This is a genomic window from Allorhizobium sp. GW101-3B10, from assembly GCF_059424725.1.
This window is the reverse complement of the sequence record NZ_JBWKZR010000001.1, coordinates 3,723,371-3,748,736: the sequence shown is the minus strand read 5'-3', so window position 1 is coordinate 3,748,736 and position 25,366 is coordinate 3,723,371. Positions and strand designations below refer to the sequence as shown.

Annotated in this window: 25 protein-coding genes; 5 read left to right on the top strand and 20 right to left on the bottom strand. The window is 64.6% G+C overall.

Annotated elements, in window-relative coordinates; genetic code table 11:
- Positions 1-9: 9 nt before the first annotated feature.
- The 14 genes from phnN to phnG form a co-directional block, all read right to left on the bottom strand.
- Positions 10-612 carry a phosphonate metabolism protein/1,5-bisphosphokinase (PRPP-forming) PhnN gene (phnN, locus tag AC07Y0_RS18585; RefSeq protein WP_498679188.1) on the bottom strand — a complete coding sequence of 201 codons (603 nt, stop codon included), beginning with the start codon at positions 610-612 and terminating at the stop codon, positions 10-12.
- Positions 612-1,751 carry an alpha-D-ribose 1-methylphosphonate 5-triphosphate diphosphatase gene (locus tag AC07Y0_RS18580; protein WP_498679187.1) on the bottom strand — a complete coding sequence of 380 codons (1,140 nt, stop codon included), beginning with the start codon at positions 1,749-1,751 and terminating at the stop codon, positions 612-614. The genes phnN and AC07Y0_RS18580 overlap by 1 nt, the downstream gene beginning before the upstream one ends.
- Positions 1,752-1,770: 19 nt before the next feature.
- Entirely contained in the window at positions 1,771-2,460 is a 690-nt protein-coding gene (locus AC07Y0_RS18575) for a DUF1045 domain-containing protein (RefSeq protein WP_498679186.1), read from the bottom strand.
- A 125-nt stretch (positions 2,461-2,585) separates the two neighbouring features.
- Complete coding sequence (gene phnE / locus AC07Y0_RS18570) at positions 2,586-4,100, bottom strand: phosphonate ABC transporter, permease protein PhnE (protein ID WP_498679185.1); 1,515 nt, start codon at positions 4,098-4,100, stop codon at positions 2,586-2,588.
- A gap of 11 nt (positions 4,101-4,111) precedes the next feature.
- The gene (gene phnE / locus AC07Y0_RS18565) at positions 4,112-5,071 is read right to left on the bottom strand and encodes a phosphonate ABC transporter, permease protein PhnE (RefSeq protein WP_498679184.1); all 960 of its coding nucleotides are present in this window, start codon (positions 5,069-5,071) and stop codon (positions 4,112-4,114) included.
- 94 nt (positions 5,072-5,165) lie between these two features.
- The gene (gene phnD / locus AC07Y0_RS18560; protein ID WP_498679183.1) at positions 5,166-6,071 is read right to left on the bottom strand and encodes a phosphonate ABC transporter substrate-binding protein; all 906 of its coding nucleotides are present in this window, start codon (positions 6,069-6,071) and stop codon (positions 5,166-5,168) included.
- An 85-nt stretch (positions 6,072-6,156) separates the two neighbouring features.
- Positions 6,157-7,014 carry a phosphonate ABC transporter ATP-binding protein gene (gene phnC / locus AC07Y0_RS18555; RefSeq protein WP_498679182.1) on the bottom strand — a complete coding sequence of 286 codons (858 nt, stop codon included), beginning with the start codon at positions 7,012-7,014 and terminating at the stop codon, positions 6,157-6,159.
- A gap of 123 nt (positions 7,015-7,137) precedes the next feature.
- Positions 7,138-7,752: a DapH/DapD/GlmU-related protein gene (locus AC07Y0_RS18550; RefSeq protein WP_498679181.1), complete on the bottom strand. Its 615-nt coding sequence runs from the start codon at positions 7,750-7,752 to the stop codon at positions 7,138-7,140.
- On the bottom strand, positions 7,749-8,456 hold the full coding sequence (gene phnL, locus AC07Y0_RS18545) for a phosphonate C-P lyase system protein PhnL (protein ID WP_498679180.1): 708 nt from the start codon (positions 8,454-8,456) through the stop codon (positions 7,749-7,751). The genes AC07Y0_RS18550 and phnL overlap by 4 nt, the downstream gene beginning before the upstream one ends.
- 21 nt (positions 8,457-8,477) lie before the next feature.
- A complete protein-coding gene (gene phnK / locus AC07Y0_RS18540) occupies positions 8,478-9,254 on the bottom strand; it encodes a phosphonate C-P lyase system protein PhnK (protein ID WP_498679179.1) in 777 nt (258 codons plus the stop codon).
- Entirely contained in the window at positions 9,251-10,150 is a 900-nt protein-coding gene (locus tag AC07Y0_RS18535; RefSeq protein ID WP_498679178.1) for an alpha-D-ribose 1-methylphosphonate 5-phosphate C-P-lyase PhnJ, read from the bottom strand. Before AC07Y0_RS18535 ends, phnK begins: the two co-directional genes overlap by 4 nt.
- A gap of 142 nt (positions 10,151-10,292) precedes the next feature.
- The gene (locus tag AC07Y0_RS18530) at positions 10,293-11,402 is read right to left on the bottom strand and encodes a carbon-phosphorus lyase complex subunit (RefSeq protein WP_498679177.1); all 1,110 of its coding nucleotides are present in this window, start codon (positions 11,400-11,402) and stop codon (positions 10,293-10,295) included.
- Between the two features lie 4 nt (positions 11,403-11,406).
- A complete protein-coding gene (gene phnH / locus AC07Y0_RS18525) occupies positions 11,407-12,015 on the bottom strand; it encodes a phosphonate C-P lyase system protein PhnH (RefSeq protein WP_498679176.1) in 609 nt (202 codons plus the stop codon).
- Positions 12,015-12,485, bottom strand: coding sequence for a phosphonate C-P lyase system protein PhnG (gene phnG / locus AC07Y0_RS18520; protein ID WP_498679175.1), 471 nt, complete (start codon positions 12,483-12,485; stop codon positions 12,015-12,017). Before phnG ends, phnH begins: the two co-directional genes overlap by 1 nt.
- Positions 12,486-12,568: 83 nt before the next feature.
- Here phnG and phnF point away from each other — a divergent pair, with 83 nt between their 5' ends.
- Positions 12,569-13,306 carry a phosphonate metabolism transcriptional regulator PhnF gene (phnF, locus tag AC07Y0_RS18515; RefSeq protein ID WP_498679174.1) on the top strand — a complete coding sequence of 246 codons (738 nt, stop codon included), beginning with the start codon at positions 12,569-12,571 and terminating at the stop codon, positions 13,304-13,306.
- Positions 13,307-13,321: 15 nt separating this feature from the next.
- Here the strand turns inward: phnF and AC07Y0_RS18510 are convergent, their stop codons facing one another.
- The 6 genes from AC07Y0_RS18510 to mepA all read right to left on the bottom strand — a co-directional run bounded on the left by AC07Y0_RS18510 (position 13,322) and on the right by mepA (position 19,323).
- On the bottom strand, positions 13,322-13,957 hold the full coding sequence (locus tag AC07Y0_RS18510) for a 2,3-bisphosphoglycerate-dependent phosphoglycerate mutase (protein WP_498679173.1): 636 nt from the start codon (positions 13,955-13,957) through the stop codon (positions 13,322-13,324).
- A 22-nt stretch (positions 13,958-13,979) separates the two neighbouring features.
- The gene (gene dapB / locus AC07Y0_RS18505) at positions 13,980-14,804 is read right to left on the bottom strand and encodes a 4-hydroxy-tetrahydrodipicolinate reductase (RefSeq protein WP_498679172.1); all 825 of its coding nucleotides are present in this window, start codon (positions 14,802-14,804) and stop codon (positions 13,980-13,982) included.
- Positions 14,805-14,819: 15 nt separating this feature from the next.
- Complete coding sequence (locus AC07Y0_RS18500; protein ID WP_498679171.1) at positions 14,820-16,655, bottom strand: ABC transporter ATP-binding protein; 1,836 nt, start codon at positions 16,653-16,655, stop codon at positions 14,820-14,822.
- A gap of 74 nt (positions 16,656-16,729) precedes the next feature.
- A complete protein-coding gene (locus AC07Y0_RS18495) occupies positions 16,730-17,752 on the bottom strand; it encodes a glucokinase (protein WP_498679170.1) in 1,023 nt (340 codons plus the stop codon).
- Between the two features lie 40 nt (positions 17,753-17,792).
- Positions 17,793-18,167 carry a methylglyoxal synthase gene (locus AC07Y0_RS18490; RefSeq protein ID WP_498679169.1) on the bottom strand — a complete coding sequence of 125 codons (375 nt, stop codon included), beginning with the start codon at positions 18,165-18,167 and terminating at the stop codon, positions 17,793-17,795.
- A gap of 91 nt (positions 18,168-18,258) precedes the next feature.
- The gene (mepA, locus tag AC07Y0_RS18485; protein ID WP_498680276.1) at positions 18,259-19,323 is read right to left on the bottom strand and encodes a penicillin-insensitive murein endopeptidase; all 1,065 of its coding nucleotides are present in this window, start codon (positions 19,321-19,323) and stop codon (positions 18,259-18,261) included.
- Positions 19,324-19,517: 194 nt separating this feature from the next.
- Here mepA and AC07Y0_RS18480 point away from each other — a divergent pair, with 194 nt between their 5' ends.
- From AC07Y0_RS18480 to AC07Y0_RS18465, 4 genes are all read left to right on the top strand, one after another.
- Entirely contained in the window at positions 19,518-21,350 is a 1,833-nt protein-coding gene (locus AC07Y0_RS18480) for an extracellular solute-binding protein (protein ID WP_498679168.1), read from the top strand.
- Between the two features lie 139 nt (positions 21,351-21,489).
- Complete coding sequence (locus AC07Y0_RS18475) at positions 21,490-22,584, top strand: microcin C ABC transporter permease YejB (protein WP_498679167.1); 1,095 nt, start codon at positions 21,490-21,492, stop codon at positions 22,582-22,584.
- Position 22,585: 1 nt separating this feature from the next.
- The gene (locus AC07Y0_RS18470; protein ID WP_498680275.1) at positions 22,586-23,731 is read left to right on the top strand and encodes an ABC transporter permease; all 1,146 of its coding nucleotides are present in this window, start codon (positions 22,586-22,588) and stop codon (positions 23,729-23,731) included.
- A complete protein-coding gene (locus tag AC07Y0_RS18465) occupies positions 23,728-25,356 on the top strand; it encodes an ABC transporter ATP-binding protein (protein ID WP_498679166.1) in 1,629 nt (542 codons plus the stop codon). The genes AC07Y0_RS18470 and AC07Y0_RS18465 overlap by 4 nt, the downstream gene beginning before the upstream one ends.
- Positions 25,357-25,366 lie beyond the last annotated feature (10 nt).

The following is a 25,366-nucleotide window of genomic DNA, read 5'->3' as shown; positions in this document are numbered from 1 at the left end:
ATTTTGGGATCAGGCGCTGGCGCGGCGCACCAGGGCTGCTTCGAGCGTCGAGATGAACCTCGCGCCTGCGTCTGCCAGTGAACCGCTATTGTCGATGTCGACCACGTCGTAGTCGCCCTCGACGGTCAGCGAACCGCGCTTCAGCCGCTCGAGGATCTCCTCGCGGCTTTCACGACCGCGGGCGACCAGCCGTTCGGCGAGCACTTCCGGCGACGCCGTGACGTTGATGACCAGCAACGAGGGAAAGGCCTTGGCCCAGTGCGGCAGCGCCGAACGCGAGCCGTTGGCGATCACCAGATGGCCGAGCGCCAGCTTCTCATGCACCGAGGCCGGAATGCCGTAGCTCAGCCCATGCGCGTCCCAATCCACCGAGAACGCGCCCTGCTCACGCATGGCCTTGAACTCCTCGGACGAGACGCCGAGGTGCTGCTCTCCGCCCGCGTCGGCGGGCCGGGTGATCACCCGCTGGACGAAGTCCACGTCGGGACGTCCGGCAAAATGCGTCATGGCGATATGGATGAGGCTGTCCTTGCCGGCGCCGCTTGGGCCGACGACCGCCACCATGGTGCCGGTCTTGCTCTTCTTTCGCGCTATTGCGGGATCGTTGTCCATCAGGCGACCCTGCGCCCTTCGCGCCAGACCGACCGCACCACCGGAACGCCGTCGTCGCGCCGCACGCGAACGAGGTCGGCGCGAAGGCCCGGGGCGATACGGCCGCGATCATTAAGGCCGACGGTCCGCGCCGGCGTCGAGGTGACCATGGCAAGCGCCTGCGGCAGGCTGATGCCGTCGAAATCATCCGCCAGCACGAAGGGTGCATGCAGCAGGCTGAGCGGCACGTAGTCGGAGGACAGCACGTCCAGCACGCCACGGCTGGCGAGATCGCGCGCGGCGATATTGCCGGAATGCGACTTGCCGCGCACCACGTTCGGCGCACCCATCAGCACGCTCATGCCGGCCTGGTGGGAGGCATCCGCCGCCTCGAGGCTGGTCGGGAACTCGGCGAGCCGCACCCCATAGCCCTTGGCCTCCTCGACATGGTCGAGTGTCGCGTCGTCATGGCTGGCGACCGTGATGCCGCGCGCGGCACAGACGCGTGCCAGGGCATCGCGGTGGGGGGCCGCGTATTTCGCCGAGGATTCCTGTCGGCGGGCGACGAAATGGGCGAAGGCCTCTTCCGACAGGCCGCGCTTCGTCTTGTAGTAGAGCGTGTACTGGTCCATCGTTTGGAACTGCCGCTGCCCCGGCGCATGGTCCATCAGCGAGACCAGTCGCACATAGGGATCGGTTTCGAAATCGGCGAAATGGTCGAGCACGTCGGCGGCCGAAACCTCGCAGCGCAGATGGATCAGATGTTCCGCCCTCAGGCGGTCCTCGCGCTCGGCCGCCTGGATGGCGTCGGCCATCTCGCGCATCTCGCCCTGGCTGAAGCCGCCGTCCTCGTCCGAGCCCATGCGCAGGCAGTCGAACACGGTGGTAATGCCGGCGGTGGCCACCTGGGCGTCATGCGCCTGGATCGCCGAGGTCTTGTTCCACCGCACGCCCGGGCGTGGCGAGTAGTGCGATTCGAGGTGGTCGGTGTGAAGCTCGACAAGACCGGCGATCAGGTAGTCGCCGCCGAAATCCTCGCCGGTGCGCATCGGGCCCTCCGAAATGTCGACGATCCGGCCGTCGCGGATCTGGACGGAGCCTTCGACGACTTGGTTTTCAAGAACGATGCGGGCATTGGAAAGAATGGTCTCGGCGGACATGCGATCGACTTTCGATGGTTCAGGCGCCGGTGAGCGGCTGCCAGGCGTGGACGGTGAAGGGCGCGCCCCGTTCCCGCTCAACGAAGAGCGCGAGGCCGGAAATGCGGAGCGGTTTGTCGGTGAAGGCGGCGAAGCGCGCGGTGGTCAGCTGGCGCATCGTCTCCGCCTGCGTGGGCTCGATCGGGCCGGTCAGCGTCATGTGGAAGCGGAATTCCTCCATGACGTAAGGATAGCCCCAGCGCAGCAGGTGCGCGCGCTGCGCCTCGCTGAGCCGCTCGGGCTTGCGCCGGGCAATGTCGGCCTCGCTGAGCGGCGCACGGAATGGTTCGAAGGCCTCGACCACGGCAGCGGCAAAGTCCTGCAGCGGCGGGTGCGTCTCGGCAGGGATCAGTGCAAAGAACGGACCGAGCTGACCGACCACGATCGAGGGTATGTCGAAGGCTGCACGGGAGGCGCAAAATTCATGGTAGCGTTCGATCAGCATGTCTTCGGTCTGGTCTTGGGCCAGTTCGAAGGGCGCCTTGATCGTCGCATGAAATCCGTAGCGCCGGGGATCCTCGGTCAGCGCGCCAAACGTCTCTGCCGGGAAGGGTCCCGTCTCCTCGACCGCGAGGGTCTCGCCGGAGAAGGCGTCGCGGCCGAGCCAGGCCGCAGCGCTTCGTGTCAGGAGATCACCGGCGGGGGGCGTGAAATAGAGCGCGTAGCGCAAGACGGCAAATCCTCGATTTTCTTGTTCGCCCCACCATGATGCGGCAGCGGGGCAAACTGCAAGTCGGTGTCGCTAGCCGAACACCATGACAGATTGATGATGCGGCTAGGCTGTGGCCTTCGAAATCAGTGCCGCGTCCCCATCAGGCGCGAGCGCAGCGCATTCGAGATGCCGTCGAAGACGAAGACGACGATCAGGATCAGGACGACCATATAGGCGACATTCTCCCAGTCGGAATTCGTCCGCATGGCTTCCCAGAGCTTCAGGCCGATACCGCCGGCGCCGACGGCGCCGATGATGGTGGCCGAGCGAGTGTTGGATTCCCAGAAATACAGTGCCTGCGATGCAAAGAGCGGCAGGACCTGCGGCAGAACGCCAAAGCGCTGCACGGCGAGCGGCGCCGCGCCGACGGACTTGACGCCTTCACGCTGCTTGTCGTCGATGTTCTCCAGCGCCTCCGAATAGAGTTTGCCGAGCGTCCCGGTGTCGGTGAAGAAGATCGCCGACATGCCGGCGAGCGGCCCCGGACCGAACGCGCGGGTGAAGAACAGCGCCCAGATCAGCATGTCGACCGAGCGCTGGAAGTCGAAGAACCGCTTGGTCAGCTGGTTCACGAAGCCGTTGCGCAGGATGTTGCGCGCGGCGATGAAGGACAGCGGAAAAGCGACGATCGAGGCGAAGAGCGTGCCGATGAACGCCATGACGATGGTCTGCAGCATCTTCGTCCAGACGTCGAGATGCTGCCACGACGGATTGTAGAGAATGTCGTTCCAGGCGAGCGAGAGATTGCTGCGTGCCGGATCGAGCCGTTCGCCGGAGAAGACCAATCCTGCGACTTCGCCGAGGCTCTTGTCGAAGAAGGCGGAGTTGGTGTCGAAGAAGAAATTCTCCCAGCCGAAGAAGCGCTTGCGGATCTTGACCTTGTCCGCCTGGATCTCGACCCAGCCTGACATGCCGAAGCTTGCGACCACCTTTGCCCCGGGCTGGCGCTGTTCGGCCCAGTCGGGAAGCGCCGCCGTGGCAACGACGGTATCGCGAGCTCCGTCGAGATCCAGCATGACGGTCTCGCCGTCCCGCACCAGCACGACCCGGTCGGGCATGATCTCGACCGTGCGGGCAGTGCCCATCTCCACCAGGGCCTGGGTGACGATCTCTTCCTGCCGGACTTGCGGAGCGATCGCTTCCTGTGCGTCCGCGTCGGCCTTGGCTGTGGTCGCCGCCGGCGCCATGAAGCTGAAACTCGAGGACTTTGCCGGTGCCGCGGCTGCGGCGCTGGGAGCCGCAGGTGCAGCCGCAGTGCGGCTCACGGTTTCCCGCGTGGCCTTCAGCCAGTCCGGATTGGCATTGGGGCCGAGCGGGTCGAAGCGGGGATAGGTGATCTCCATCGCCCCGTCTTCGGCGATCGAAATGTCCGGGCGGACCTCATAGGAAACCCAGTCGGCGAGGTAGGAGCCGGCGATCGACCAGTTGGCGTTGGAAACGACCTTGCCGATCGAAAAGAACCACCAGGCGAAGACGAGATAGAGAATGACGCCGCCGGCGATGAAGCCGATCTTGAAACGCTGCCAGACGGACCGCTGCAGGATGCCGGGATGGCGGGCGGCGATCGCCTCCAGGTCGTTCATGTTCATGGTTTGCATGGACGTGGCCCTCACTGGATGGTCTGGAAGGCCTGCTCGCCGACAAGCTTGCGGCGCAGCCAGGCGGAAAACTGGTCGACGGCGATGATGGTGCACAGAAGCAGCAGCACGATCGCCAGGGTCTTGGCTTCATGGCCCTGGCCGATCGAAAGCCGAAGCAGCTCGCCGATGCCGCCGCCGCCGACCGCGCCGATGATGGTCGAGGCGCGCACGTTGATCTCGAGCCGCAGCAGGAAATAGCTCATGAAGTTCGGCATGACCTGCGGCACCATGCCGAACCAGACGCGCTCGAACCAGTTGGCACCAACCGCCTTCAGCCCTTCATCCGGTTTCATGTCGGCATTCTCGATGACCTCGAAGAACATCTTGCCGAGCGCGCCGATCGTGTGGATCGACACGGCGATGATCGCCGGGATGGGCCCGAGCGAGAAGACGGCCAGGAAGAAGCCGGCGATGACGACCTCGGGAAAGGCGCGCAGCAGTTCCATGATGCGCCGGGCGGTGCCACGGATCCACGGGTTCGTCATCATGTTGCGGGCGGCGAGAAACGACAGGCAGAAACCGATCAGCAGGCCGATCAGGGTCGACAGGATGGCGATGTTGACCGTCTCGACCATCTTGTGAATGTATTCGGGTATGTAGAGGGCCTCGGTGATGTAGAGACGGCCCTCCGGATAGTTGTATTTCATGCTGCCGTCGTCATAGGGCGAGGGCAGGTCGAAAAGAGCGCGGAAAACCTCCATGCCGTCGCGCGGCAGGAGGTCTTCGATGAAATCGAAGAAATACGGGATACGGTCGAAAAACTTGCCGGAATTGGTCTCGTTGGCGAACCAGAGCGAGCCGCTGACCACGACAAGAAACAGCCCCAGGCCGAAGAGGGAATAGAGGCGACGCTTCGCCGCGAGCTGTTGCCAGTGGCGCTCGACGAGCGAACCGTTCTCGCCCAGCAAAGGCGTTGTCGAAAACGTCATGTCTTTCCCCTTGCGGCAGGACAGGCGAGCCGGCTCGCCCCAAGAAAAACGCCGGACGATCAGTCGTCCGGCGTTTCCCGTTCATGGATGCGGATCAGCCGCCGATGGTGGCCTTGCGGGCGTCGATGATGGGCTTGTAGAAGTCGACGTTGACTTCCGTGAAGCCGGTGAAGTCACCGCCCTGGATGGCCGAGAAGCAGGCCGGGTCGGACTTCGGCAGTTCCATCATGAAGGTCTTGAACTTGGTCTTCATGTCTTCGTTCATCGAAGCGCGGACGACGACCGGGCCGTTCGGGATCAGCGGGGACTTCCAGAGTTCGACGAGGTCGTCCATGTTCAGGATGCCCTTGTCGACCATCTTCTTCAGGTTGCCCGAGGTATAGCCGTCCTTGAACTCGCCAACGCCCGAACCCCAGGTGGTGCCGGCAACGAAGGTGCCCTTGAGCACTTCGAGGACGAGGTTCTCATGGCCGCCGCCGAAACCGGTCTCGCCGAAGAATTCCTTGACCGGGCCGCCGACGGCTTCGGGAAGGGTGACCAGCGGTACGAGGTAGCCGGAGGTGGAGTCCGGGTCGGCGAAGCCGAGCTTCTTGCCCTTCATGTCTTCGAGCTTGGTGATGCCCGAGTCCTTGCGGGCGACCATGATCGAGTAGTAGCCGGTCGAACCGTCGGTCTGAACCGTGGTCAGGATCGGCTCGACGGCGTCGGCCTTGGCGAGATAGACCTTGGCGAAAGCCGAGGCGCCGAGTTCGGCATAGTCGAGCGTGCCGCCAAGGAGGCCCTGGACGACGCCGTCATAGTCGGCGGCCGGGAACAGCGAGACCTTTTCGACGCCGAGAACCGACGGCAGCTTTTCGGTCATGCACTGGAAGTTGCGCAGGCGGTCGGCTTCGTTTTCGCCGCCCAGAATGCCGATGCGGAATTCCTTGAGGTCTTCGGCTGCGGCGACGCCGGCGAGCGACACGAGCGCCACGGCGGCAAGAAGGGTCTTCTTCAGCATGAGTTTCTCTCCTGTTGTCCGGGCGGGCCGGAACCTTTTCTGATCAATGAAGTGCCCTTCACGCGGGCGGTCGATCGTCGTGATCTCAGGCTTCGGCGACGGCCAGGGTCCTGAAACCGGGGGATGCGGGAACGCCGGACAGGGCCGCGGCGCTGGGGATTCGGATGCTCGTCGAGGTCATGCTCTCGTCGATGCCGGCGCCATGGCTGTCGGAGCCGTAGATTTCCTGGACCGTTTCGGCGGTCAGCCGGTCCGGCGTGCCGTCAAACACGACGCGGCCCTGTGCCATGCCGATGATGCGCGAGCAGTAGTTGCGCGCCGTGTCGAGCGTATGCAGGTTGGTGACGACGGTGATGCCGTCGCGCTCGTTGATGTCGCGCAGAGCGTCCATGACGATCTTGGCGTTGAGCGGATCGAGCGAGGCGATCGGCTCGTCGGCCAGCACGACCTTGGGGCCCTGCATCAGGGCGCGGGCGATCGCGACGCGCTGCTGCTGGCCGCCCGACAACGTGCCGGCCGGCTGAAGCGCCGTCTGCTCGATGCCGAGGCGCTCGAGCGCGGCGATCGCCATGATGCGCTCCTCGCGGGAGAAGATGTTGAGGATGCTGAGCGCGGTCGGGCGATGGTTGAGGCGGCCGAGCAGCACATTGGTCAGGACGTCGAGACGCGGCACAAGGTTGAACTGCTGGAAGATCATCGCGCAGTCGCGCTGCCAGTTGCGCAGGCCCGCACCCTTGAGGGCCGAGACCTCGACGTCGCCGAAATGGATCGAGCCGGATGTTGGATCGACAAGCCGGTTGATCATCCGCAGCAGGGTGGACTTGCCCGCGCCGGAGCGGCCGATGACGCCGACCATCTCGCCCCGTTCGATGTCGACATTCACGCCATCGACGGCGAGATGCTGGCCGAACTTGCGGGTGACATTCTTCAGCTGGAATTTCATGTCTGTTCTTTCGACGTCATGTCCGTGGGGTCGAAACAGGCTTTAGCGAGCACCCATGAAGCACGAATGTCAGATTTGTGTAGGAAATGTAAAATCGTGTAAGGCACTGAAGAGAAACGACGATCAGGAATATTTCTCGACGAACTCCTCCGCCTCCAAGGCACGGAAATCGGCGAGCGCGGCAAACAGCCGGTCGTGGTCCCAGTCCCACCAGGAGAGGCTTTCCATGCGGGCGGCCGTCTCCGCCGCAAAGCGTTCGCGGATCAGCCTAGCCGGAACCCCGCCGACGATCGTGTAGGGGGCGACGTCCTTCGACACGACGGCGCCGGCGCCGATCACCGCGCCGTTGCCGACCGCGACGCCGGGCAGCACCGTCGCGCCATGGCCGATCCACACGTCATGGCCGATCGTGACGCGGTTCTCCCGGCGCCATTCGAAGAAGTCGTGATCGTTCTCGGCGCCCTCGAAATAGTCCGCGGCGCGATAGGTGAAATGGTGCAGGGTCGCGCGCCAGGTCGGGTGGTTGGTGGCGTTGATGCGCACGGCCGCCGCGATATTGGCGAACTTACCGATCTGCGCGCACCACACCGAGCCGTCCTGCATGATGTAGGAATAGTCGCCCATGACGACCTCCTCGAGACGGCAGCGCTCGGAAACCTCGGTATAGCGGCCGAGCGTCGAATTCGACACGCTGGCGCTTTCGTGGATGTATGGCTCAAGCCCGAGTTTCCGGGTCATGCGGCAACCTTCCGGGGTGAGAACTGCGAGACGTCGAGAACGCGGTCGGCGACAGCCTCGCGCACTTCCTCGTCGTGGAAGATGCCGAGCAACGCCACGCCCGCCGCCTTCTTGGCGCGGATCATCTCGACCACGACGGCGCGGTTGGCGGCATCGAGCGAGGCTGTCGGTTCATCGAGCAGCAGGATGCGGTGATCGGTGATGAAGCCGCGGGCGATGTTGACGCGCTGCTGCTCGCCGCCGGAGAAGGTGGCGGGCGGCAGCTGCCAGAGATCACGCGGCAGATTGAGATTTTCCAGCAGTTCTGCGGCGCGCTCGCGCGCCTGTTCTGCTGCAATGCCGCGGGCGACCAGCGGCTCGGCAACCACGTCGATGGTGGCGACGCGCGGCACGGTGCGCAGGAACTGGCTGACATAACCGAGCGTGGCGCGGCGGACTTCCAGCACGGAGCGCGGGTCGGCGCTGGCAATGTCGATGATACGGTCCTTGTGCTCGATCAGGATCTGGCCGGCATCCACGGCATAGTTGCCGTAGAGCATTTTCAGGATCGAGCTCTTGCCGATGCCCGACGGACCGCCGAGCACGACGCATTCGCCCGAGGCGACCGAGAAGGAGACGTTGGCGACCACCGGAAGGCGGAGGCCGTCGCGCAGGTGCATGGTGAAGCTCTTGGAGACTTCCGAGACGACGAGGGGCGTGGCCATGGGGATTTCCTCTTGAAGGCTTCAGACTTGCAGGATCGAAGAGACGAGCAGCTGGGTATAGGGCTCGCGCGGGTCGTCGAGCACGCGGTCGGTCAGGCCCTGCTCGATCACGTAGCCATCCTTCATCACCATCATCCGGTGCGACAGTAGGCGTGCCACCGCGAGATCGTGGGTGACGACGATGGCCGACAGGCCAAGATCGTTGACAAGGCCGCGCACCAGGTCGAGCAGGCGCGCCTGCACCGAAACGTCGAGACCGCCGGTCGGCTCGTCCATGAAGACCAGGCGCGGGCCGGTCACCAGGTTGCGGGCGATCTGCAGGCGCTGGCGCATGCCGCCGGAAAAGGCGCGCGGCTGGTCGTCGATGCGGTCGGTGCTGATCTCCACCCGTTCCAGCCAGTCGCTGGCCGTGCGGCGGATATTGCCGTAGTGCCGGTTCCCGATGGCCATCAGCCGCTCGCCGACGTTGGCGCCGGCCGACACCGTCATGCGCAGGCCGTCGGCCGGGTTCTGGTGGACGAAGCCCCAGTCGGTGCGCATCAGGAAGCGCCGCTCGGCCTCGCTCATGTGATAGAGGTCGCGGTAGCCGCCGTCACGCATGTGGTATTCGACGCTGCCGGTGGTCGGCATCAGCCGGGTGGACAGGCAATTCAGCAGCGTCGTCTTGCCGGAGCCCGACTCGCCGACGATCGCCAGCACCTCGCCGGGCCAGAGTTCGAAGGCGACATTGCTGCAGCCGATGCGCTTGCCGTAGAATTTTGAAAGGTCGCGGACCTTGAGAAGCGGCGTGTCGCTCATTCGGCGGCCTCCTTTGCCACGCCCAGATGGCCCACATGGCCATGCTCGCGGCGTTCCTCGCAGTGATCGGTGTCGGAGCAGACGAACATGCGCCCGCCCTTGTCGTCGAGAATGACTTCGTCGAGATAGACCTGCTCGGCGCCGCAGAGCGCGCAGGGCTTGTCGAAGGTCTGGATCTCGAAGGGATGGTCTTCGAAATCGAGGCTCACCACTTCGGTGAAGGGCGGGACCGCGTAGATGCGCTTCTCGCGGCCCGCGCCGAACAGCTGCAGCGCCTCCGACATGTGCATCTTCGGATTGTCGAATTTCGGCGTCGGCGAGGGGTCCATGACGTAGCGGCCGGCGACCTTCACCGGATAGGCATAGGTCGTGGCGATGCGGCCGTTCTTGGCGATGTCCTCGTAGAGCTTGACGTGCATGAGGCCGTATTCCTCGAGCGCATGCATCTTGCGCGTCTCGGTCTCGCGCGGCTCCAGGAAGCGCAGGGGTTCCGGGATCGGCACCTGGTAGACCAGCACCTGGTTTTCCCTGAGCTTTTCTTCCGGGATGCGGTGGCGTGTCTGGATGATCGTCGCGTCCCGCGTGTGGGTGGTCACGGCGACGTTGGCGACCTTCTGGAAGAAAGCGCGGATGGAGACGGCATTGGTCGTGTCGTCGGCCCCCTGGTCGATCACCTTCAGCACGTCTTCCTGGCCGATGATCGAGGCGGTCACCTGCACACCGCCCGTACCCCAGCCATAGGGCATGGGCATTTCACGGGATGCGAAGGGCACCTGGTAGCCGGGAATGGCGATCGCCTTCAGGATCGCGCGGCGGATCATCCGCTTGGTCTGTTCGTCCAGATAGGCGAAATTATAGCTCGCCAGACCTGAATACTGCGAAACTTCCTGCGTCATCGGGCGTTGTCCTGGATCAGAAGGAGGTACTGGATATGGAAGTCAGTGTCATGCTCACGATCATCGTTACGGTCATGATCGCTTCGACCGTCGGCAGCGCTTACTGGTTCAGCGCGCAGCACCGCGATTGAGTGAAACCGTGTCATTCCGCCGCCTCGGCCTGGTTCATCTGGCCATTGCGACGGGACGTCTCGAATTCGCCGCGCATGCGGCGCACGAGATCGAGTTCGGCCTGGAAGTCGACATAGTGCGGAAGCTTCAGGTGCTCGACGAAGCCGGTCGCCTGCACGTTGTCGGAATGTGAAATGACGAACTCCTCGTCCTGTGCCGGGGCGACGATGTCCTCGCCGAACTCCGTGGCGCGCAGGGCCCGGTCGACCAGCGACATGGCCATCGCCTTGCGTTCGCTCTGCCCGAACACCAGGCCGTAGCCGCGCGTGAACTGCGGCGGCGCCTTGGCCGATCCCTTGAACTGGTTGACCATCTGGCATTCGGTGACGCGGATGTCGCCGAGAGAAACGGCAAACCCGAGTTCCGCAACCTCCAGTTCCACTTCGACTTCGCCGATGCGGATTTCGCCGACGAAGGGATGGGTCCGGCCATAGCCGCGCTGGGTCGAATAGGCGAGCGCCAGCAGAAAACCCTCGTCGCCGCGGGCAAGCGCCTGCAGCCGCGTGTCACGTTCCATCGGAAACTCAATCGGCTCGCGGGTGATGTCGCCGGCGAGGTGATCCTCGGGCATGTCGCCGTCCGCCTCGATCAAGCCTTCCTCGGCCAGAATCTCGGAGACGCGCATCACCGCCTCGCCGAGCGGCTCCTTATGTGCCGGCTGGGCAACCGCGCCGTCTTCGAGCAGCGACGTGTCGAGCAGACGGTGGGTATAGTCGAAGGTCGGCCCCAGCAGCTGGCCGCCGGGCAGGTCCTTGTAGGTCGCCGAAATCCGCCGGTCGATCTGCATGCGGCCGGTGTCGAGCGGCACGCTATAGCCGAAACGCGGCAGGGTGGTGCGATAGGCGCGCAGCAGGAAGATCGCCTCGATCATGTCGCCGCGCGCCTGCTTGACGGCGAGCGCTGCCAGCGCCCGGTCGAACAGCGAGGCTTCCGCCATGACGCGATCGACGGCGAGGCCGAGTTGTTCGACGATCTGGTCGATGGTCAGCGCCGGCAACGAACGGTCGCCGCGCCGACGGTCGGCCAGCAGTCGATGTGCATTGTCGATGGCGGCTTCCCCGCCCTTGACGGCAACATACATGGTCTCAAACCTCCTTGGGCGTGATCTTGCAGGTGCGCGGCAGGCCGAGCATCTGGTGCCCGGCCGTCAGCACGACGTCGACGCCGCGCGGAAAATGGGCGCGATTGTCGGCCCATTGCCTGAGAAACATCTCGGGCAGGCCGAGCGGTGCGATGGTCGCGCTGTGCCGGATGCCGGGACCGGAGAGTGTGAGAGCCTGCCCCTTTTCGAGGCTCGTCACCTCCAGCACGATGGTCGTCGAGCGGTCGGGATATTCCTGGGTGCCGGTGGCGAAAAGGCCGAAGGAGGAGAACGCCGCGCCGGCCTCGGCGAAGGCAAAGCGTGCTTCCGATTTCTCCCGGGTGAACGGGGCGCCGGTGTGGAAGCCGATCCACTCCGCCACTGCCGACTTGGCAAGGCCGGGCGTCAGCCAGACCGGAGTGTCGTGGTCAAGGAGCGTCAGCGCGATCGCACCGGCGGCGACGCCCAACGGCTTCGGCGGTTCGACTTCCGGCAGGATGGACTGGATTGTTCCTGGCCGCGACAGGCAGTCCATCATCATGCGGAACACGCTCTGGGCGTGACGCACGGGTTCGGCGAAACCGCCGGTCAGGGCTTCGATCTTCGGGTTCATCAGTCCTCTCCCCGCACCATGGTGAAGAAGTCGACGCGTGTCGCGGCCACTTCTTCCGATTTCTTCCGCTTCTCTTCGGCAATCCGTGCCGCAACCGGCTGCAGGAGCTGCGCCTCGATCAGGGGGCGATGCGCCGGGTCCTGCCAGAGCGCGTCGAAGACGGCCGCGAGTTTGGCGCGCTTGAGATTGGCGCCGAGCACATGGCCATGCCCCACCAGGCCATTGTCCAGCCGCACGGTCGCCCGGCTCACCGTGGCTTCGCCAAGGTTGAAGGGCGCGCCGCCGCCGCCGATCCGTCCGCGCACCATGACGAGCCCGATCTCCGGCCCGCGCAGCATCTGCATCTCGGGCTGTTGCGGCAGGCCGTCCCACACGCGGGTCAGGTCCTGGATTTCGGTGCGCGCCAGCAGGTCCACGACACGCTTGCGCTCGGGCTTCTGGATTTCTGCGTTTTCCCGTCTAGCTTCCATTGTCAGGCCTCAAAATGTCTAGTAATATAGACAACCATACAAGTTACTCTATGGCTAGCAATCGGGCGTGACAAGCGTGTGACATGACTGAGCAGAAATCGATGGAACGACAAAAGGGCGTGGCGCTGTGGCGGCAGATTGCCGACCGCATCCGTGCCTCCATTGCGCAAGGGGACTTTGACGCGACGGGCATGGTGCCGCCCGAGACGCAGCTTGCCGAGCAGTTCGGGGTCAACCGTCACACGGTGCGAAGCGCGCTCGCGGCGCTCGGCCAGGAAGGGATCGTACGCGCCGTGCAGGGGCGTGGCACGATGATCGACCGGAAGGACAAGTTCACCTTCCCGATCGCCAAGCGCACACGCTTCACCGAAGGCATCGGCGACCAGGCGAGGGGGCTGGAAGGGCTGCTGCTATCGTCGGCCCTCGAGGCGGCCGGAACCGAGGTGGCGAAACGGCTGGCGCTGGAGCCGCAGGCTCCGGTCATCCGGCTTGAGGTGCTGCGCAAGGCCGACGGGCGCGCGTTGTCGCGCTCGACCAGCTGGTTCCCCGCCGAACGGTTCGAGCGGATCGACGAGGCGTTTCGCCGGGCGGGCTCGGTCACCCGCGCATTGCGCGAATACGGCGTGGATGACTATCTGCGGGCGGTCACGGAAGTCTCGGCCACCCATGCAGAGCCCGACGACGTCGCGCAACTGGCGCTGACGCCGGGCGCGATCGTGCTCGTGACCCGCGCGCTCAATACCGACATGCAGGGTGTGCCGATACAATACGCGGTCACACGGTTTCCCGCGGACCGCGTCGAGTTCACCATCACGAACTGATGGAGTGAGGGCGCCTCAGTGCGCGCCGGACATGTCGCCCAACACTTCCTTCGACGCCACGGTGGAGTCGGCCTTGAGCTTGTAGACCATCGGCACGCCGGTTGCGAGGTTGAGCTTGAGGATCTCTTCCTTCGACAGGCGGTCGAGCACCATGACCAGCGCGCGCAGAGAATTGCCGTGCGCGGCGACCAGCACGGTTTCGCCCCTGAGCACGCGCGGCAGGATTTCGGTCATGTAATAGGGCCAGACGCGGGCGCCGGTGTCGCGCAGGCTTTCGCCGCCCGGCGGCGGAACGTCGTAGGAGCGGCGCCAGATATGCACCTGTTCCTCACCCCACTTGGCGCGGGCGTCGTCCTTGTTGAGGCCCGACAGATCGCCGTAGTCGCGCTCGTTGAGCGCTTCGTCGCGGATCGTCTCGAGGTTCGGCTGGCCGACATTGTCGAGCACGATCTGGCAGGTCTTCTGGGCCCGCGACAGCGCCGAGGTGAAAGCGATGTCGAACTTGATGCCGTAGTCGGCAAGCGCCTTGCCACCGGCATTGGCTTCCTGGACGCCGAGCTCGGTCAGACCGGGGTCCTTCCAGCCGGTGAACAGGTTCTTCAAATTCCATTCGCTCTGGCCGTGGCGCACGAGCACAAGGGTACCACTCATCGGAAAATCCTCCGCATTGATGTCAGATGGAAGAAGAGAGCCCGAGCACGTCGAGCATCGAATAGAGACCGGGTTTCTGGTCGCGCGCCCAGAGCGCAGCCTTGACCGCGCCGCGCGCGAAGATCGAGCGGTCGCCGGCGCTGTGGCTGAGCGTCACCAACTCGCCCTCGCCGGCGAGAATGATCGAGTGTTCGCCGACCACCGAGCCGCCGCGCAGCGTGGCAAAGCCGATCGAGCCGGGTTCGCGCGCTCCGGTGTGGCCGTCGCGTACCCGAACCGAATGGGAGGAGAGATCCACGCCGCGGCCGCGCGCGGCCGCCTCGCCGAGAAGAAGCGCCGTGCCGGAGGGCGCATCGACCTTGTGCTTATGATGCATCTCCAGCACCTCGATGTCCCAGCCCGCGGCATCGAGCGCGCGGGCGGCCTGCTGCACGAGCACGGAGAGCAGGTTGACGCCGAGGCTCATATTGCCGGATTTGACGATCCGCGCATGGCGGGAAGCCGCCTCGATCTTCGCATCGTGCTCCGGCAGGCAGCCGGTGGTACCGAGCACGTGGACGATGCGCGCCTGCGCCGCGAGCCCGGCATATTCCGTTGACGTCTGCGGCGAGGTGAAGTCGATGACGCCATCGGCATCGAGGAAGGCTGAAAGCGGGTCGTCGGTGATCGCAACCCCGATCGGGCCGAGGCCGGCGATCTCGCCGGCGTCGCGGCCGATCAGGTTCGAGCCCCGCCGCGCGACGGCAGCATGCAGGACGACGCCTTCGCTCGCATGGATGACGCGGGCGAGCGTCTGGCCCATTCGGCCCCCGGCTCCCACCACGACAAGTTTCATAGCATCCTGCATGGCGATCGGCTGTCCTTAGATGAAGTCGTCCGTGGTGGCGGTGGGTTGCAGCTGGTTCAGGCGAGCGTAAAGCCCGTCCGGACGCTGTGCAAGCTCGTCATGCGAGCCTTCTTCGGCGATCGTTCCGGCCTGCATGACGATGATCTTGTCGGCGCGTCGGATGGTCGACAGCCGGTGCGCGATGACGACCACGGTGCGGCCGGTCATGGCCTCGTCGAGCGCTTTCTGGACGGCGGCCTCGGATTCCGTGTCGAGCGCCGAGGTCGCTTCGTCGAGCAGCAGGATCGGCGCATTGCGCACCAGCGCGCGGGCGATCGACAGCCGCTGGCGCTGGCCGCCGGAGAGTGTCACGCCGTTCTCACCGACGGGGGTGTCGTAACCCATGGGCTGGGCGAGGATGAAGTCGTGGGCATAGGCGAGGCGGGCGGCTTCCTCGATCTCGGCGTCGGTCGCTTCCGGCCGGCCGTAGCGGATGTTGTCGCGGATCGTGCCTTCGAACAGATAGGGCTGCTGCGAGACATAGGCGAGGTGCTTGCGCAGCGACGCCTTGGTGACGTCGGCGATGTTCTGCCCGTCGATCAGGATCTCGCCCTCGAGAGGGTCGTAGAAGCGCGGGATGAGCGTGATCACCGTCGACTTGCCGGCGCCCGATGGCCCGACCAGCGCCGTCGTCTTGCCGCCCTCGGCGACGAAGTCGATGCCCTTGAGCACCGCCTCGCCATTGCCATAGGCGAACTTGACGCCGCGGAATTCGATACGCGCCTCGGTCACCTTGAGGTCGCCGGCGCCGGTCTTGTCGCGCTGGTGGGTCTGCATGTCGAGGATTTCGTAGATCATCCGCGCATTGACCACGGCGCGTTCCATCTGCACCTGCAACTTGGCAAGCCGCTTGGCCGGCTCGTAGGCCATGAGCAGCGCCGCCACGAAGGAGAAGAAGGCGCCCGGCAGCACGCCGCCATAGATCGAGCGGAAGGCGGCATAGGCCAGCACGCTGGAGATCGCCAGGCCGGCAAAGGTTTCCGTCAGCGGCGAGGTGCGTTCGCTGAGCCGCGCGATCCGGTTGGAGCGCTTTTCGGCAGCCGCGATCGTCGCCTGGACCTTGCGCTCCAGCTCCTCTTCCATGGTGAAGGCCTTGACGATGGCGATCCCCTGGACGGTCTCCTGCATGGCGCCCAGCACGTGGCTGTTGAAGATGACCGATTCCCGGGTGGCGCTGCGCAGCCGCTTCGACAGGTAGCGCAGGGCGTAGAGCAGGGGCGGGGCCACGACGAAGACGATCAGGGTGAGCACCGGATCCTTGAACAGCATGACCCCGACCAGCGCCACGAGCGTCAGCAGGTCGCGCGCCATCGAGGTGACGGTGAGGTTCAGAACGTCGCGGATACCGTTGATGTTCTGGCTGATCTGGGCAGCGAGGTGGGCCGAGCGCGATTCCGTGAAATAGCCGAGCGACAGCGTCATCAGGTGCGAGAACAGCCGGCGCTGGTAGCGCGCCACGATATTGTTGCCGATCTTCGACAGCGTGACGGCCTGGCCGTAGCCGGCAAATCCGCGCAGGATGAAGGCGGCGAGGATGGAGCCGCAGATCAGCAGGACGACGTCGGCCCGCTGCTTGGCGAAGGCCTCGTTGACCACCGCTTCCATGATCCAGGCGGTAAACGCGGTCGTCAGCGCAACCGTCGCCAGACAGAGGATGGCAAAGGCATAGCCGCGCACGTGATCGCGGCCGTTCTCCGCGATGATGCGTTTGAGTACCGATGTTACGCTTGTCGAGCTGACCGGTATCTTGTGGGTCCTGCTGGCGTTCAAGAAAGGACATTCCCCGTGGAAATGGGCCGTGGCGGGCGCCATTGGCCCGCGCTGGCCGCTCTATAGCCAGTCGGACGCCGTTTGGCCATAGTCAATGCGAGCGCGGGCGGCGGCCGTCAGCGGCGCCAGCGCCGTCCCTCGGTGGCGAGGCCGAAATTGCTCGGGGTCCGCGCAAAGGCGGCAAGGCCCGACAGGGCGGCGAGCGGGTGGGTGACGACAAAGGTCGGGATCGCCTTCATCAGTCCGTTATGGGGCGCCTTGTCCTCGAAGGCCTGGCGAAATTCCGGACGCTTCAGGGCAGGGATGATCTTCTGCGAAATGCCGCCGGAGAGGAAAACGCCGCCGCGCGCCATGAAGATCAGCGCGAGGTCGCCGGCAAGCCTGCCGAGATAGGTGACGAACAGGCTCATCGTCTGCTCGGCCTGGGTATCGGCCCCCGAAAGGCCGGTGGCGGTGATGTCGGCGGGGATGGTGAACTTCGGCTCGATACCGTCAGCGAGACAGACCGCGTGGTAGATGTTGACGATGCCGCGGCCGCACAGCAGCTGCTCGGCCGAGATGCGTCCCTCGATCGGCGTCAGGTGCGGGAAGATGGCGAAGTCGCGTTCGCTGCGCGGGCCGATATCGACATGGCCGCCTTCGCCGGGAACCGGAAACCAGGTATGCTGGGCGTGTACCAGGCCGGCGACACCGAGCCCGGTGCCGGGTCCGAGCACGACGCGCGATGCGATCGGGCTTGTCCTGCCGGCGCCGATCGGCTCGCGGTCCTCCTCGGAAAGCGATGCGACGGCCAGCGCCTGCGCCTCGAAGTCGTTGACCACCATGACGTCGCCGAAGCCGAGATCGGCGATCATCGCCTTCGGCCTGACCACCCAGTCGCAATTGGTGAGCGGGATCTCGTCGCCCTTGATCGGTCCGGCAATGGCGAGGATCGCCGAGCGCGGCTGTACCGAGGTCTTGTCGAGCACGGTCGTCTGGATCGCCTCGTCGATCGTGGCGAAATCGGCGGTATGCACGATCGGAAAGGCCTTCGGCTCGGCATAGGCGTCGATGAGGATCGAGAAACGGGCATTCGTGCCCCCGATGTCGCCGATCAGGATCGGAAAGGTCAGCTGGTCGTTGTCGTTGGGCTTGGGCATGTCCGGTTCCGTTCGAGGCCGCGGCGGTCGGGCGGTTCGCTCAGTTGGCGTGGGTGGTCATCAGGATTTCGGCCGTGGCACGGTTGAGCGCCATCGGTATGTCGTAGACTGTCGCCAGCCGCATCAGTGCTTTTACATCGACATCATGCGGCATGGATGTCAAAGGATCGACAAAGAAAATCAGCATGTCGACCTCGCCGGTGGCGATCATCGCACCGATCTGCTGGTCGCCGCCGAGCGGGCCGCTTTTCAGCCGGGTGACATCGAGATGGGGGCAGGCCGCCTGGATGCGGCCGCCGGTCGTGCCTGTGGCGACGATCCGCCACTGGGCCAGAACCGACTGGTGACGATCGGCGAAATCCGCCATGTCGTCCTTCTTCTGGTCATGCGCAATCAAGGCGATGCATCGGGTCATGGTCGGTACCGGCCTGATTTAAATCGATTTGATTGCCTTCTAACCCAGGACGCTTCGCTTGAAAAGCCTGTCGGCTGCGCGTTTGTCGGCCTCAGTAGCCGGCGGGACGCGGAAGCGGGATCGGCACGACGTCCGGCAGTTCGGGCATCTGCGCGGCGATGGCGGGAACGGCGTCGTTGGCGCTCGCCGGCATGGCGGCCAGGGCGGCCACGGCGGTCGTGTTGCCGAAGGTCGCGGCCATTTCGCTGTCGGGTGCCGGCGCCTGCAGCACTGCGGCGCAGGCCTTCGGCATGTCGGAGAGCTGCATGGGCCGTGGCGGCTTCGGCGGCTTGACGTTCGGGTCCTTCTTCGGCTTGGCCCAGGGTTCGTCGGTGAACCACCAGGCGAGCGACTTGTCGCAGCCGTCCCCGGCCCCGACGGCTGCCTGGGACTTGCAGCCAGTTGCTCCGTCCGGGCACCCCATGCGGATATGGAAATGCGCGTCGTGGCCATAGATCGGCCTGACCTTGCCGAGCGCCGAGCGGTCGCCGGTCCAGGTGTCGCATAGCTTCTTCTTGATCGCCGGATTGACGAAGATGCGCTCGACCTCAGGATAGCTCGCCGCCAGCATGATCAGCTTTGCATGGGCAGGCGTCCAGCGCTTGGTGTCGACGGTGAGAAACTTGTTCTCCTTCAGCATCGAGGTGAAGGGCATGTCCTCGCGCTCCTTGGCCGAGAGCCTGCGGTCGGGCATGGGCGTCAGCCAGATGTCGGCATCGAGGCCGATCTGGTGCGAGGCATGGCCGGTCAGCATCGGTCCGCCCCGCGGCTGTGACACGTCACCGATCAGGATGCCTGGCCATCCGACGCTCGGCGCATCCCTGGACAGTCGCTCGAGCAGCGAGATCATCTGCGGATGGCCCCACCGACGGTTGCGCGAAAGGCGCATCGCCTGCCAGGTGGGCCCGTCCACGGGAATGGCGACCGCACCGGCGATGCAGCCTTTGGAATAGAAACCGTAAGGCGTGGGCGCCGCGCGCGACGGCAGTTTCATGCCGCCGAACAGCTGCTTGGCCGCCGCGCCCTCCGCCGAGGCTCCCCCCGTCGTCGCCGCCACGAGCCCCGCCGTAAGCGCCAACCCCTGTGCCAGAGCCCTGAAACCTCTACCCATCATCATCGTCATGCCGTCTTCCGCCGCCTCGGGGATCGCCCGTCTCGTCCGGGTGATTTGCCGTAACGATACTCTGGAACGGGATTTTGGTGAATCCGTGTTTTCCGGCAACCTGATTGCGCCTTGCATGAGGCCGGTCTGTTTTTTGCCGCGGTTTGGCTTATGTTCTTCGTATCCATAAAAAAAGAGGGGTGATTTGCATGGGGTTGGCGAGAATGCGGGTTGGGATCCTTCTGTCATGTCTGGCTTTCATCATCGGCCAGCCGGCGCAATCCGCCGAGCCCTTGCGCCATGGGGTCGCCCTTTCCGGCGAGGTGAAGTATCCCGCCGGTTTCCCGCACTTCGATTATGTCAATCCGGCCGCGCCGAAGGGAGGCACCCTTAAGCTCGCCGCCACCGGCACCTACGACACCTTCAATCCGATCCTCGAAAAGGGAGAGGCCGCACCCGGGCTCGGCCTGGTGTTCGACACCCTGATGAAGGATGCGGACGACGAGATCTCGACCTCCTACGGCCTCCTGGCCGAAGGGGTCTCCTATCCGGAGGACGTGTCGTCGGCGACCTTCAGGCTGCGTGCCGAGGCAAAGTGGGCGGACGGAAAGGCGGTCAGGCCGGAAGACGTCATTTTCAGTTTCGAGAAATCGAAAGAGCTCAATCCCCTCTACATGAGCTACTATCGCCATGTGGTGGCGGTGGAGAAGACGGGGGAGCGCGACGTAACATTCCGCTTTGACGAGAAGAACAATCACGAGCTGCCTATGATCCTTGGCCAGTTCCTCATCCTGCCCAGGCACTGGTGGGAGGGCGCCGGCCCCGACGGCAAGCCGCGCGACATCAATCGCACGACGCTCGAACCTGTCATGGGATCGGGACCCTACAGGATCGCCGACTTCAAGGCTGGCGCGACCGTTCGCTACCAACTGCGCGACGACTATTGGGGCAAGGACCTCAACGTGAATGTCGGGCAGAACAATTTTTCCACGCTCAGCTACACCATGTTCGGCGACCTCGACGTGCAGTTCGAGGCTTTCCGCTCCGGCAATTTCGACTACTGGATGGAGACGAAAGCGGCGCGCTGGGCGACGGCCTATGATTTCCCAGCCGTCAAGGATGGCCGCGTCAAGCGGGAGGAACTGCCCAATCCCTACCGCGCCACCGGCATCATGCAAGCCTTGGTGCCCAACATGCGGCGCGAAATGTTCAAGGACCAGCGAGTGCGCGAGGCACTGAACTACGCGCTCGATTTCGAAGAGCTGAACCGCACTGCGTTCTACGGCGCCTACAAGCGGGTCGACAGTTTCTTCTTCGGTACGGAACTCGCCTCGAAGGATCTTCCGCAAGGCCGTGAGCTGGCGATTCTCGAAGAGATCAAGGACAAGGTGCCGGCCGAGGTCTTTGTCGCGCCTTACGCCAATCCCGTCGGTGGCAACCCACAAGCGCAGCGCGACAACCTGCGCAAGGCCGTCGCCCTGCTCAAGGAAGCCGGTTATGAGATCACAGGCGGGTGGATGGTCAATGCGGCAACCGGCACCCCGCTCGGCTTCGAGATCCTGCTGTCGAACCCGATGCTCGAGGTCGTGGCCGTGCCTTACAGCGAAGCGCTGCGCAAGATCGGCATCGACGCCCGCGTCCGTACCGTCGATGACTCGCAATATGCCAATCGCACCCGCAGCTTCGACTACGACATGACCTGGGTGGTCTGGGCCCAGACGCTCAATCCCGGCAACGAGCAGCGCGATTTCTGGGGCACCAGTGCGAAGGATCGCGAAGGCTCGCGCAACTATGCCGGCATCGCCGATCCCGGCGTCGATGCGCTGATCGACAAGGTGATCTTCTCCAAGGGGCGAGAGGATCTCGTGGCGGCGACCAAGGCGCTCGATCGCGTGCTGCTCGCCCACGACTACGTCATCCCGCTCTACTACGGCGGCACGGCGCGCATCGCCTATTGGGACAAGTTCGAGCATCCGGCAGAATTGCCGACTTATGCAATCGGCTTCCCGACCATCTGGTGGGCGAAAGCCGAAGCGAAATGAGCCCTGGGCTTTGCGCCCGGGCCTCGAACGGCTAGGAATACAGGAACGAATCGGTGACACCGGAAGGGATCGACGGATTGATCGAAGCTAGGACGACCATGCTTGGAGCACGCGCGCTTCTGGCGGGAGCGAATGCCTGATGGGCGCCTATATCCTCAGGCGCCTGCTGCTGATGATCCCGACCATTGTCGGCATCATGGCGATTTCCTTCCTTGTCATTCAGTTCGCGCCGGGCGGCCCGGTCGAGCAGGTGATCGCCCAGCTGACCGGCCAGGGCGACGGCGCCGACCAGCGGCTCTCCGGCGGCGGCGACATGCTCAACCAGCAATTCGCCGGCGACGAGATGAACGCCAAATATCGCGGCGCGCAGGGGCTCGATCCCGAACTGATCGCCAAGCTGGAAAAACAGTTCGGCTTCGACAAGCCGCCGCTCACCCGCTTCCTCGACATGATGTGGAACTATATCCGCTTCGATTTCGGCGAGAGCTTCTTCCGCAATACCAGCGTCATCGACCTGATCGTCGAGAAGATGCCGGTCTCGATCTCGCTCGGCGTGTGGATTCTCCTCATTTCCTATGCCATCTCCATTCCGCTCGGCATCAAGAAGGCGGTGGAGGACGGCTCCCCCTTCGACGTCTGGACGTCGGGCGTCATCGTCATCGGCTATGCCGTTCCGAGCTTCCTGTTCGGCATCCTGCTGATCGTGCTGTTTGCCGGCGGATCCTTCTTCGACTGGTTCCCGCTGCGCGGCCTGATCTCCGACAATTTCGCCGAGCTTACCTGGTGGGAGAAGATCCTCGACTACTTCTGGCATCTGGCGCTGCCGCTGACGGCGCTCTTGCTATCCGCCTTCGCCACCACCACGCTTCTCACCAAGAACTCCTTCATCGACGAGATCAAGAAACAGTATGTGGTCACCGCCCGCGCCAAGGGGCTGGGCGAGCGGCAGGTGCTGTACGGTCATGTCTTCCGCAACGCCATGCTGATCGTGATCGCCGGCATTCCGGGCGCCTTCATTTCCGCCTTCTTCACCGGCTCGCTGCTGATCGAGAACATCTTCTCGCTCGACGGCCTCGGCCGCCTCGGCTATCTCGCCGTCGTCAACCGCGACTATCCGATCGTCTTTGCCACGCTCTATATCTTCTCGCTCATGGGCCTTGTCGTCAGCCTGGTCTCCGACCTGATCTACACCTGGATCGATCCGCGCATCGATTTCGAGCGGAGGGATGTCTGACATGACCTCGCTCGACGTCACCCGCACCGAAACCGTCGCCCCGGTCAGGAAACCGTGGCTCTCGCCGACCAACAAGCGGCGGCTGGAGAACTTCCGGGCCAACAAGCGCGGCTACTGGTCGTTCTGGCTGTTCATGCTGCTCTTCGTGCTGTCGCTGTTTGCCGAACTCATCGCCAACGACCGTCCGCTGATCGCCTCCTACAAGGGAGAGATCCTGTTTCCCGTCGCCGTCGACTATCCGGAGGAGAAGTTCGGCGGCTTCCTCGCGGTCACCGACTATCGCTCGCCCTTCATCGCCGACGAGATCAACGCCAATGGCTGGATGGTGTGGCCGCCGATCCGCTATTCCTACCGCACTGTGAATTCCGAGATCCCCCATTCCGCGCCCACCGCGCCCTTCTGGCTGATGGACAAGGAAGAGCGTTGCACCGCCTATCCGCTGAAGGACGAGGATCCGAACTGCGTCATCGGCAACCTCAACTGGCTCGGTACTGACGACCAGGCCCGCGACGTCGCCGCCCGGATGATCTACGGCTTCCGCATCTCGGTCCTGTTCGGCCTGATCCTGACGATCTGCTCGGCGCTGGTGGGTGTCACCGCAGGCGCGATCCAGGGCTATTTCGGCGGCTGGACCGATCTGCTGATGCAGCGCTTCATCGAGATCTGGTCGTCCATGCCGGTCCTCTACATCCTGCTGATCATCGCCGCCATCCTGCCGCCCGGCTTCTTCGTCCTGCTCGGCATCATGCTGCTGTTCTCGTGGGTCAGTTTCGTCGGCATCGTCCGCGCCGAGTTCCTGCGCGCGCGCAATTTCGAATATGTGAACGCGGCCCGCGCGCTCGGCGTCGGCAGCTGGACCATCATGTTCCGGCACCTGCTGCCGAACGCCATGGTGGCGACGCTCACCTTCCTGCCCTTCATCCTGTCGGGCTCGATCACCACGCTGACCTCGCTCGACTTCCTCGGCTTCGGCATGCCGCCCGGCTCGCCTTCGCTCGGCGAACTGATCGCGCAGGGCAAGCGCAATCTCCAGGCCCCCTGGCTCGGCCTCACCGCCTTCTTCACCATGTCGATCATGCTCTCGCTGCTGATCTTCGTCGGCGAGGCCGTGCGCGATGCGTTCGATCCGAGAAAGACGTTCCGATGACCGCTCCCCTTCTCTCCGTTCGGGATCTCTCGGTCGCCTTCCACCAGGGCGGCAAGGAGACGCTCGCCGTCGACCGCGTCTCCTTCGACATCGCGCCGGGCGAGGTCGTGGCTCTGGTCGGCGAGTCCGGTTCGGGCAAGTCGGTCACCGCCTCGTCGATCCTGAAGCTGCTGCCCTATCCGGCGGCCAGCCACCCCTCGGGCGAGATCCTGTTCGAAGGCCGCGACCTGATGACGGCGCCGGAGCGCGAGCTGCGCGCCGTGCGTGGTAACGACATCACGATGATCTTCCAGGAGCCGATGACCTCGCTCAATCCGCTCCACAACATCGAAAAGCAGATCGGCGAGATTCTGGCGCTGCATCAGGCGCTCGCGGGCCAGACGGCGCGCGAGCGCACGCTGGAGCTCCTGCGCCAGGTCGGCATCCGCGATCCGGAGAAGCGCCTTTCCGCCTATCCGCACGAACTGTCGGGTGGCCAACGCCAGCGCGTGATGATCGCCATGGCGCTTGCCAACCGGCCGAAGCTCCTGATCGCCGACGAGCCGACCACCGCGCTCGACGTGACCGTCCAGGCACAGATCCTCGATCTTCTGCGCCAGCTCAAGGCCGATCACGGCATGTCCATGCTGTTCATCACCCACGACCTCGGCATCGTGCGCAAGTTCGCCGACAAGGTCTGCGTCATGACCAGGGGCAAGATCGTCGAAAGCGGCCCGGTCGAGGACATCTTCTCCAACCCGCAGCACGACTACACGAAGAAGCTGCTGGCCTCCGAGCCGCGCGGCGAACCGCCTCCACTCGACGAGACCAAGCCGGTGGTCATGCAGGGCGACGACATCCGCGTCTGGTTCCCCATCAAGTCCGGCTTCCTGCGCAAGGTGGTCGACCACGTGAAGGCGGTCGACGGGGTGGACATGGTGCTGCGCGCCGGCCAGACGCTTGGCGTCGTCGGCGAATCCGGCTCGGGCAAGACGACGCTCGGCCTGGCGCTCGCCCGCCTCATCTCGTCCAAGGGCCGCATCAGCTTCATCGGCCAGGACATCGACGGCTATTCCTTTGCCGAGATGCGTCCGCTGCGCGACCGGCTTCAGATCGTTTTCCAGGATCCCTTTGGCTCGCTCAGCCCCCGCATGTCGGTCGGCGAGATTATTGCCGAAGGGCTGAAGGTGCATGAGCGGGCGCTGTCGGCCGCCGAGCGCGACGCCCGCGTCTGCTGGGCGCTCGACGAGGTCGGCCTCGACACGGCCACCCGCTGGCGTTATCCGCACGAGTTTTCCGGTGGCCAGCGCCAGCGCATCGCCATCGCCCGCGCCATGGTGCTGAAGCCCCGCTTCGTCATGCTCGACGAGCCGACCTCGGCGCTCGACATGACGGTGCAGGCCCAGGTGGTCGACCTGCTGCGCGACCTGCAGAAGAAGCACGATCTCGCCTACCTGTTCATCAGCCACGACCTGCGCGTGGTAAAAGCATTGGCCAACGAAGTGATCGTCCTGCGCTCCGGCAAGGTGGTGGAGCAGGGCCCCGCGACCGAGATCTTTCAGGCACCCAAGGCCGACTATACGCGCGCGCTGATGGCCGCAGCCTTCAACCTCGAAGCCGTCGAGATCGGCGGCGTCAGCCAGTAACGGATCTTCC

Bases quoted from the DNA above. Each gene is read 5' to 3' on its own strand.
- phnN (WP_498679188.1), bottom strand. From the start codon at position 612: ATGGACAACGATCCCGCAATAGCGCGAAAGAAGAGCAAGACCGGCACC.
- AC07Y0_RS18580 (WP_498679187.1), bottom strand. From the start codon at position 1,751: ATGTCCGCCGAGACCATTCTTTCCAATGCCCGCATCGTTCTTGAAAAC.
- phnE (WP_498679185.1), bottom strand. From the start codon at position 4,100: ATGCAAACCATGAACATGAACGACCTGGAGGCGATCGCCGCCCGCCAT.
- phnE (WP_498679184.1), bottom strand. From the start codon at position 5,071: ATGACGTTTTCGACAACGCCTTTGCTGGGCGAGAACGGTTCGCTCGTC.
- phnD (WP_498679183.1), bottom strand. From the start codon at position 6,071: ATGCTGAAGAAGACCCTTCTTGCCGCCGTGGCGCTCGTGTCGCTCGCC.
- phnC (WP_498679182.1), bottom strand. From the start codon at position 7,014: ATGAAATTCCAGCTGAAGAATGTCACCCGCAAGTTCGGCCAGCATCTC.
- AC07Y0_RS18550 (WP_498679181.1), bottom strand. From the start codon at position 7,752: ATGACCCGGAAACTCGGGCTTGAGCCATACATCCACGAAAGCGCCAGC.
- phnL (WP_498679180.1), bottom strand. From the start codon at position 8,456: ATGGCCACGCCCCTCGTCGTCTCGGAAGTCTCCAAGAGCTTCACCATG.
- phnK (WP_498679179.1), bottom strand. From the start codon at position 9,254: ATGAGCGACACGCCGCTTCTCAAGGTCCGCGACCTTTCAAAATTCTAC.
- AC07Y0_RS18535 (WP_498679178.1), bottom strand. From the start codon at position 10,150: ATGACGCAGGAAGTTTCGCAGTATTCAGGTCTGGCGAGCTATAATTTC.
- AC07Y0_RS18530 (WP_498679177.1), bottom strand. From the start codon at position 11,402: ATGTATGTTGCCGTCAAGGGCGGGGAAGCCGCCATCGACAATGCACAT.
- phnH (WP_498679176.1), bottom strand. From the start codon at position 12,015: ATGAACCCGAAGATCGAAGCCCTGACCGGCGGTTTCGCCGAACCCGTG.
- phnG (WP_498679175.1), bottom strand. From the start codon at position 12,485: ATGGAAGCTAGACGGGAAAACGCAGAAATCCAGAAGCCCGAGCGCAAG.
- phnF (WP_498679174.1), top strand. From the start codon at position 12,569: ATGACTGAGCAGAAATCGATGGAACGACAAAAGGGCGTGGCGCTGTGG.
- AC07Y0_RS18510 (WP_498679173.1), bottom strand. From the start codon at position 13,957: ATGAGTGGTACCCTTGTGCTCGTGCGCCACGGCCAGAGCGAATGGAAT.
- dapB (WP_498679172.1), bottom strand. From the start codon at position 14,804: ATGCAGGATGCTATGAAACTTGTCGTGGTGGGAGCCGGGGGCCGAATG.
- AC07Y0_RS18500 (WP_498679171.1), bottom strand. From the start codon at position 16,655: ATGGCGCCCGCCACGGCCCATTTCCACGGGGAATGTCCTTTCTTGAAC.
- AC07Y0_RS18495 (WP_498679170.1), bottom strand. From the start codon at position 17,752: ATGCCCAAGCCCAACGACAACGACCAGCTGACCTTTCCGATCCTGATC.
- AC07Y0_RS18490 (WP_498679169.1), bottom strand. From the start codon at position 18,167: ATGACCCGATGCATCGCCTTGATTGCGCATGACCAGAAGAAGGACGAC.
- mepA (WP_498680276.1), bottom strand. From the start codon at position 19,323: ATGATGATGGGTAGAGGTTTCAGGGCTCTGGCACAGGGGTTGGCGCTT.
- AC07Y0_RS18480 (WP_498679168.1), top strand. From the start codon at position 19,518: ATGGGGTTGGCGAGAATGCGGGTTGGGATCCTTCTGTCATGTCTGGCT.
- AC07Y0_RS18475 (WP_498679167.1), top strand. From the start codon at position 21,490: ATGGGCGCCTATATCCTCAGGCGCCTGCTGCTGATGATCCCGACCATT.
- AC07Y0_RS18470 (WP_498680275.1), top strand. From the start codon at position 22,586: ATGACCTCGCTCGACGTCACCCGCACCGAAACCGTCGCCCCGGTCAGG.
- AC07Y0_RS18465 (WP_498679166.1), top strand. From the start codon at position 23,728: ATGACCGCTCCCCTTCTCTCCGTTCGGGATCTCTCGGTCGCCTTCCAC.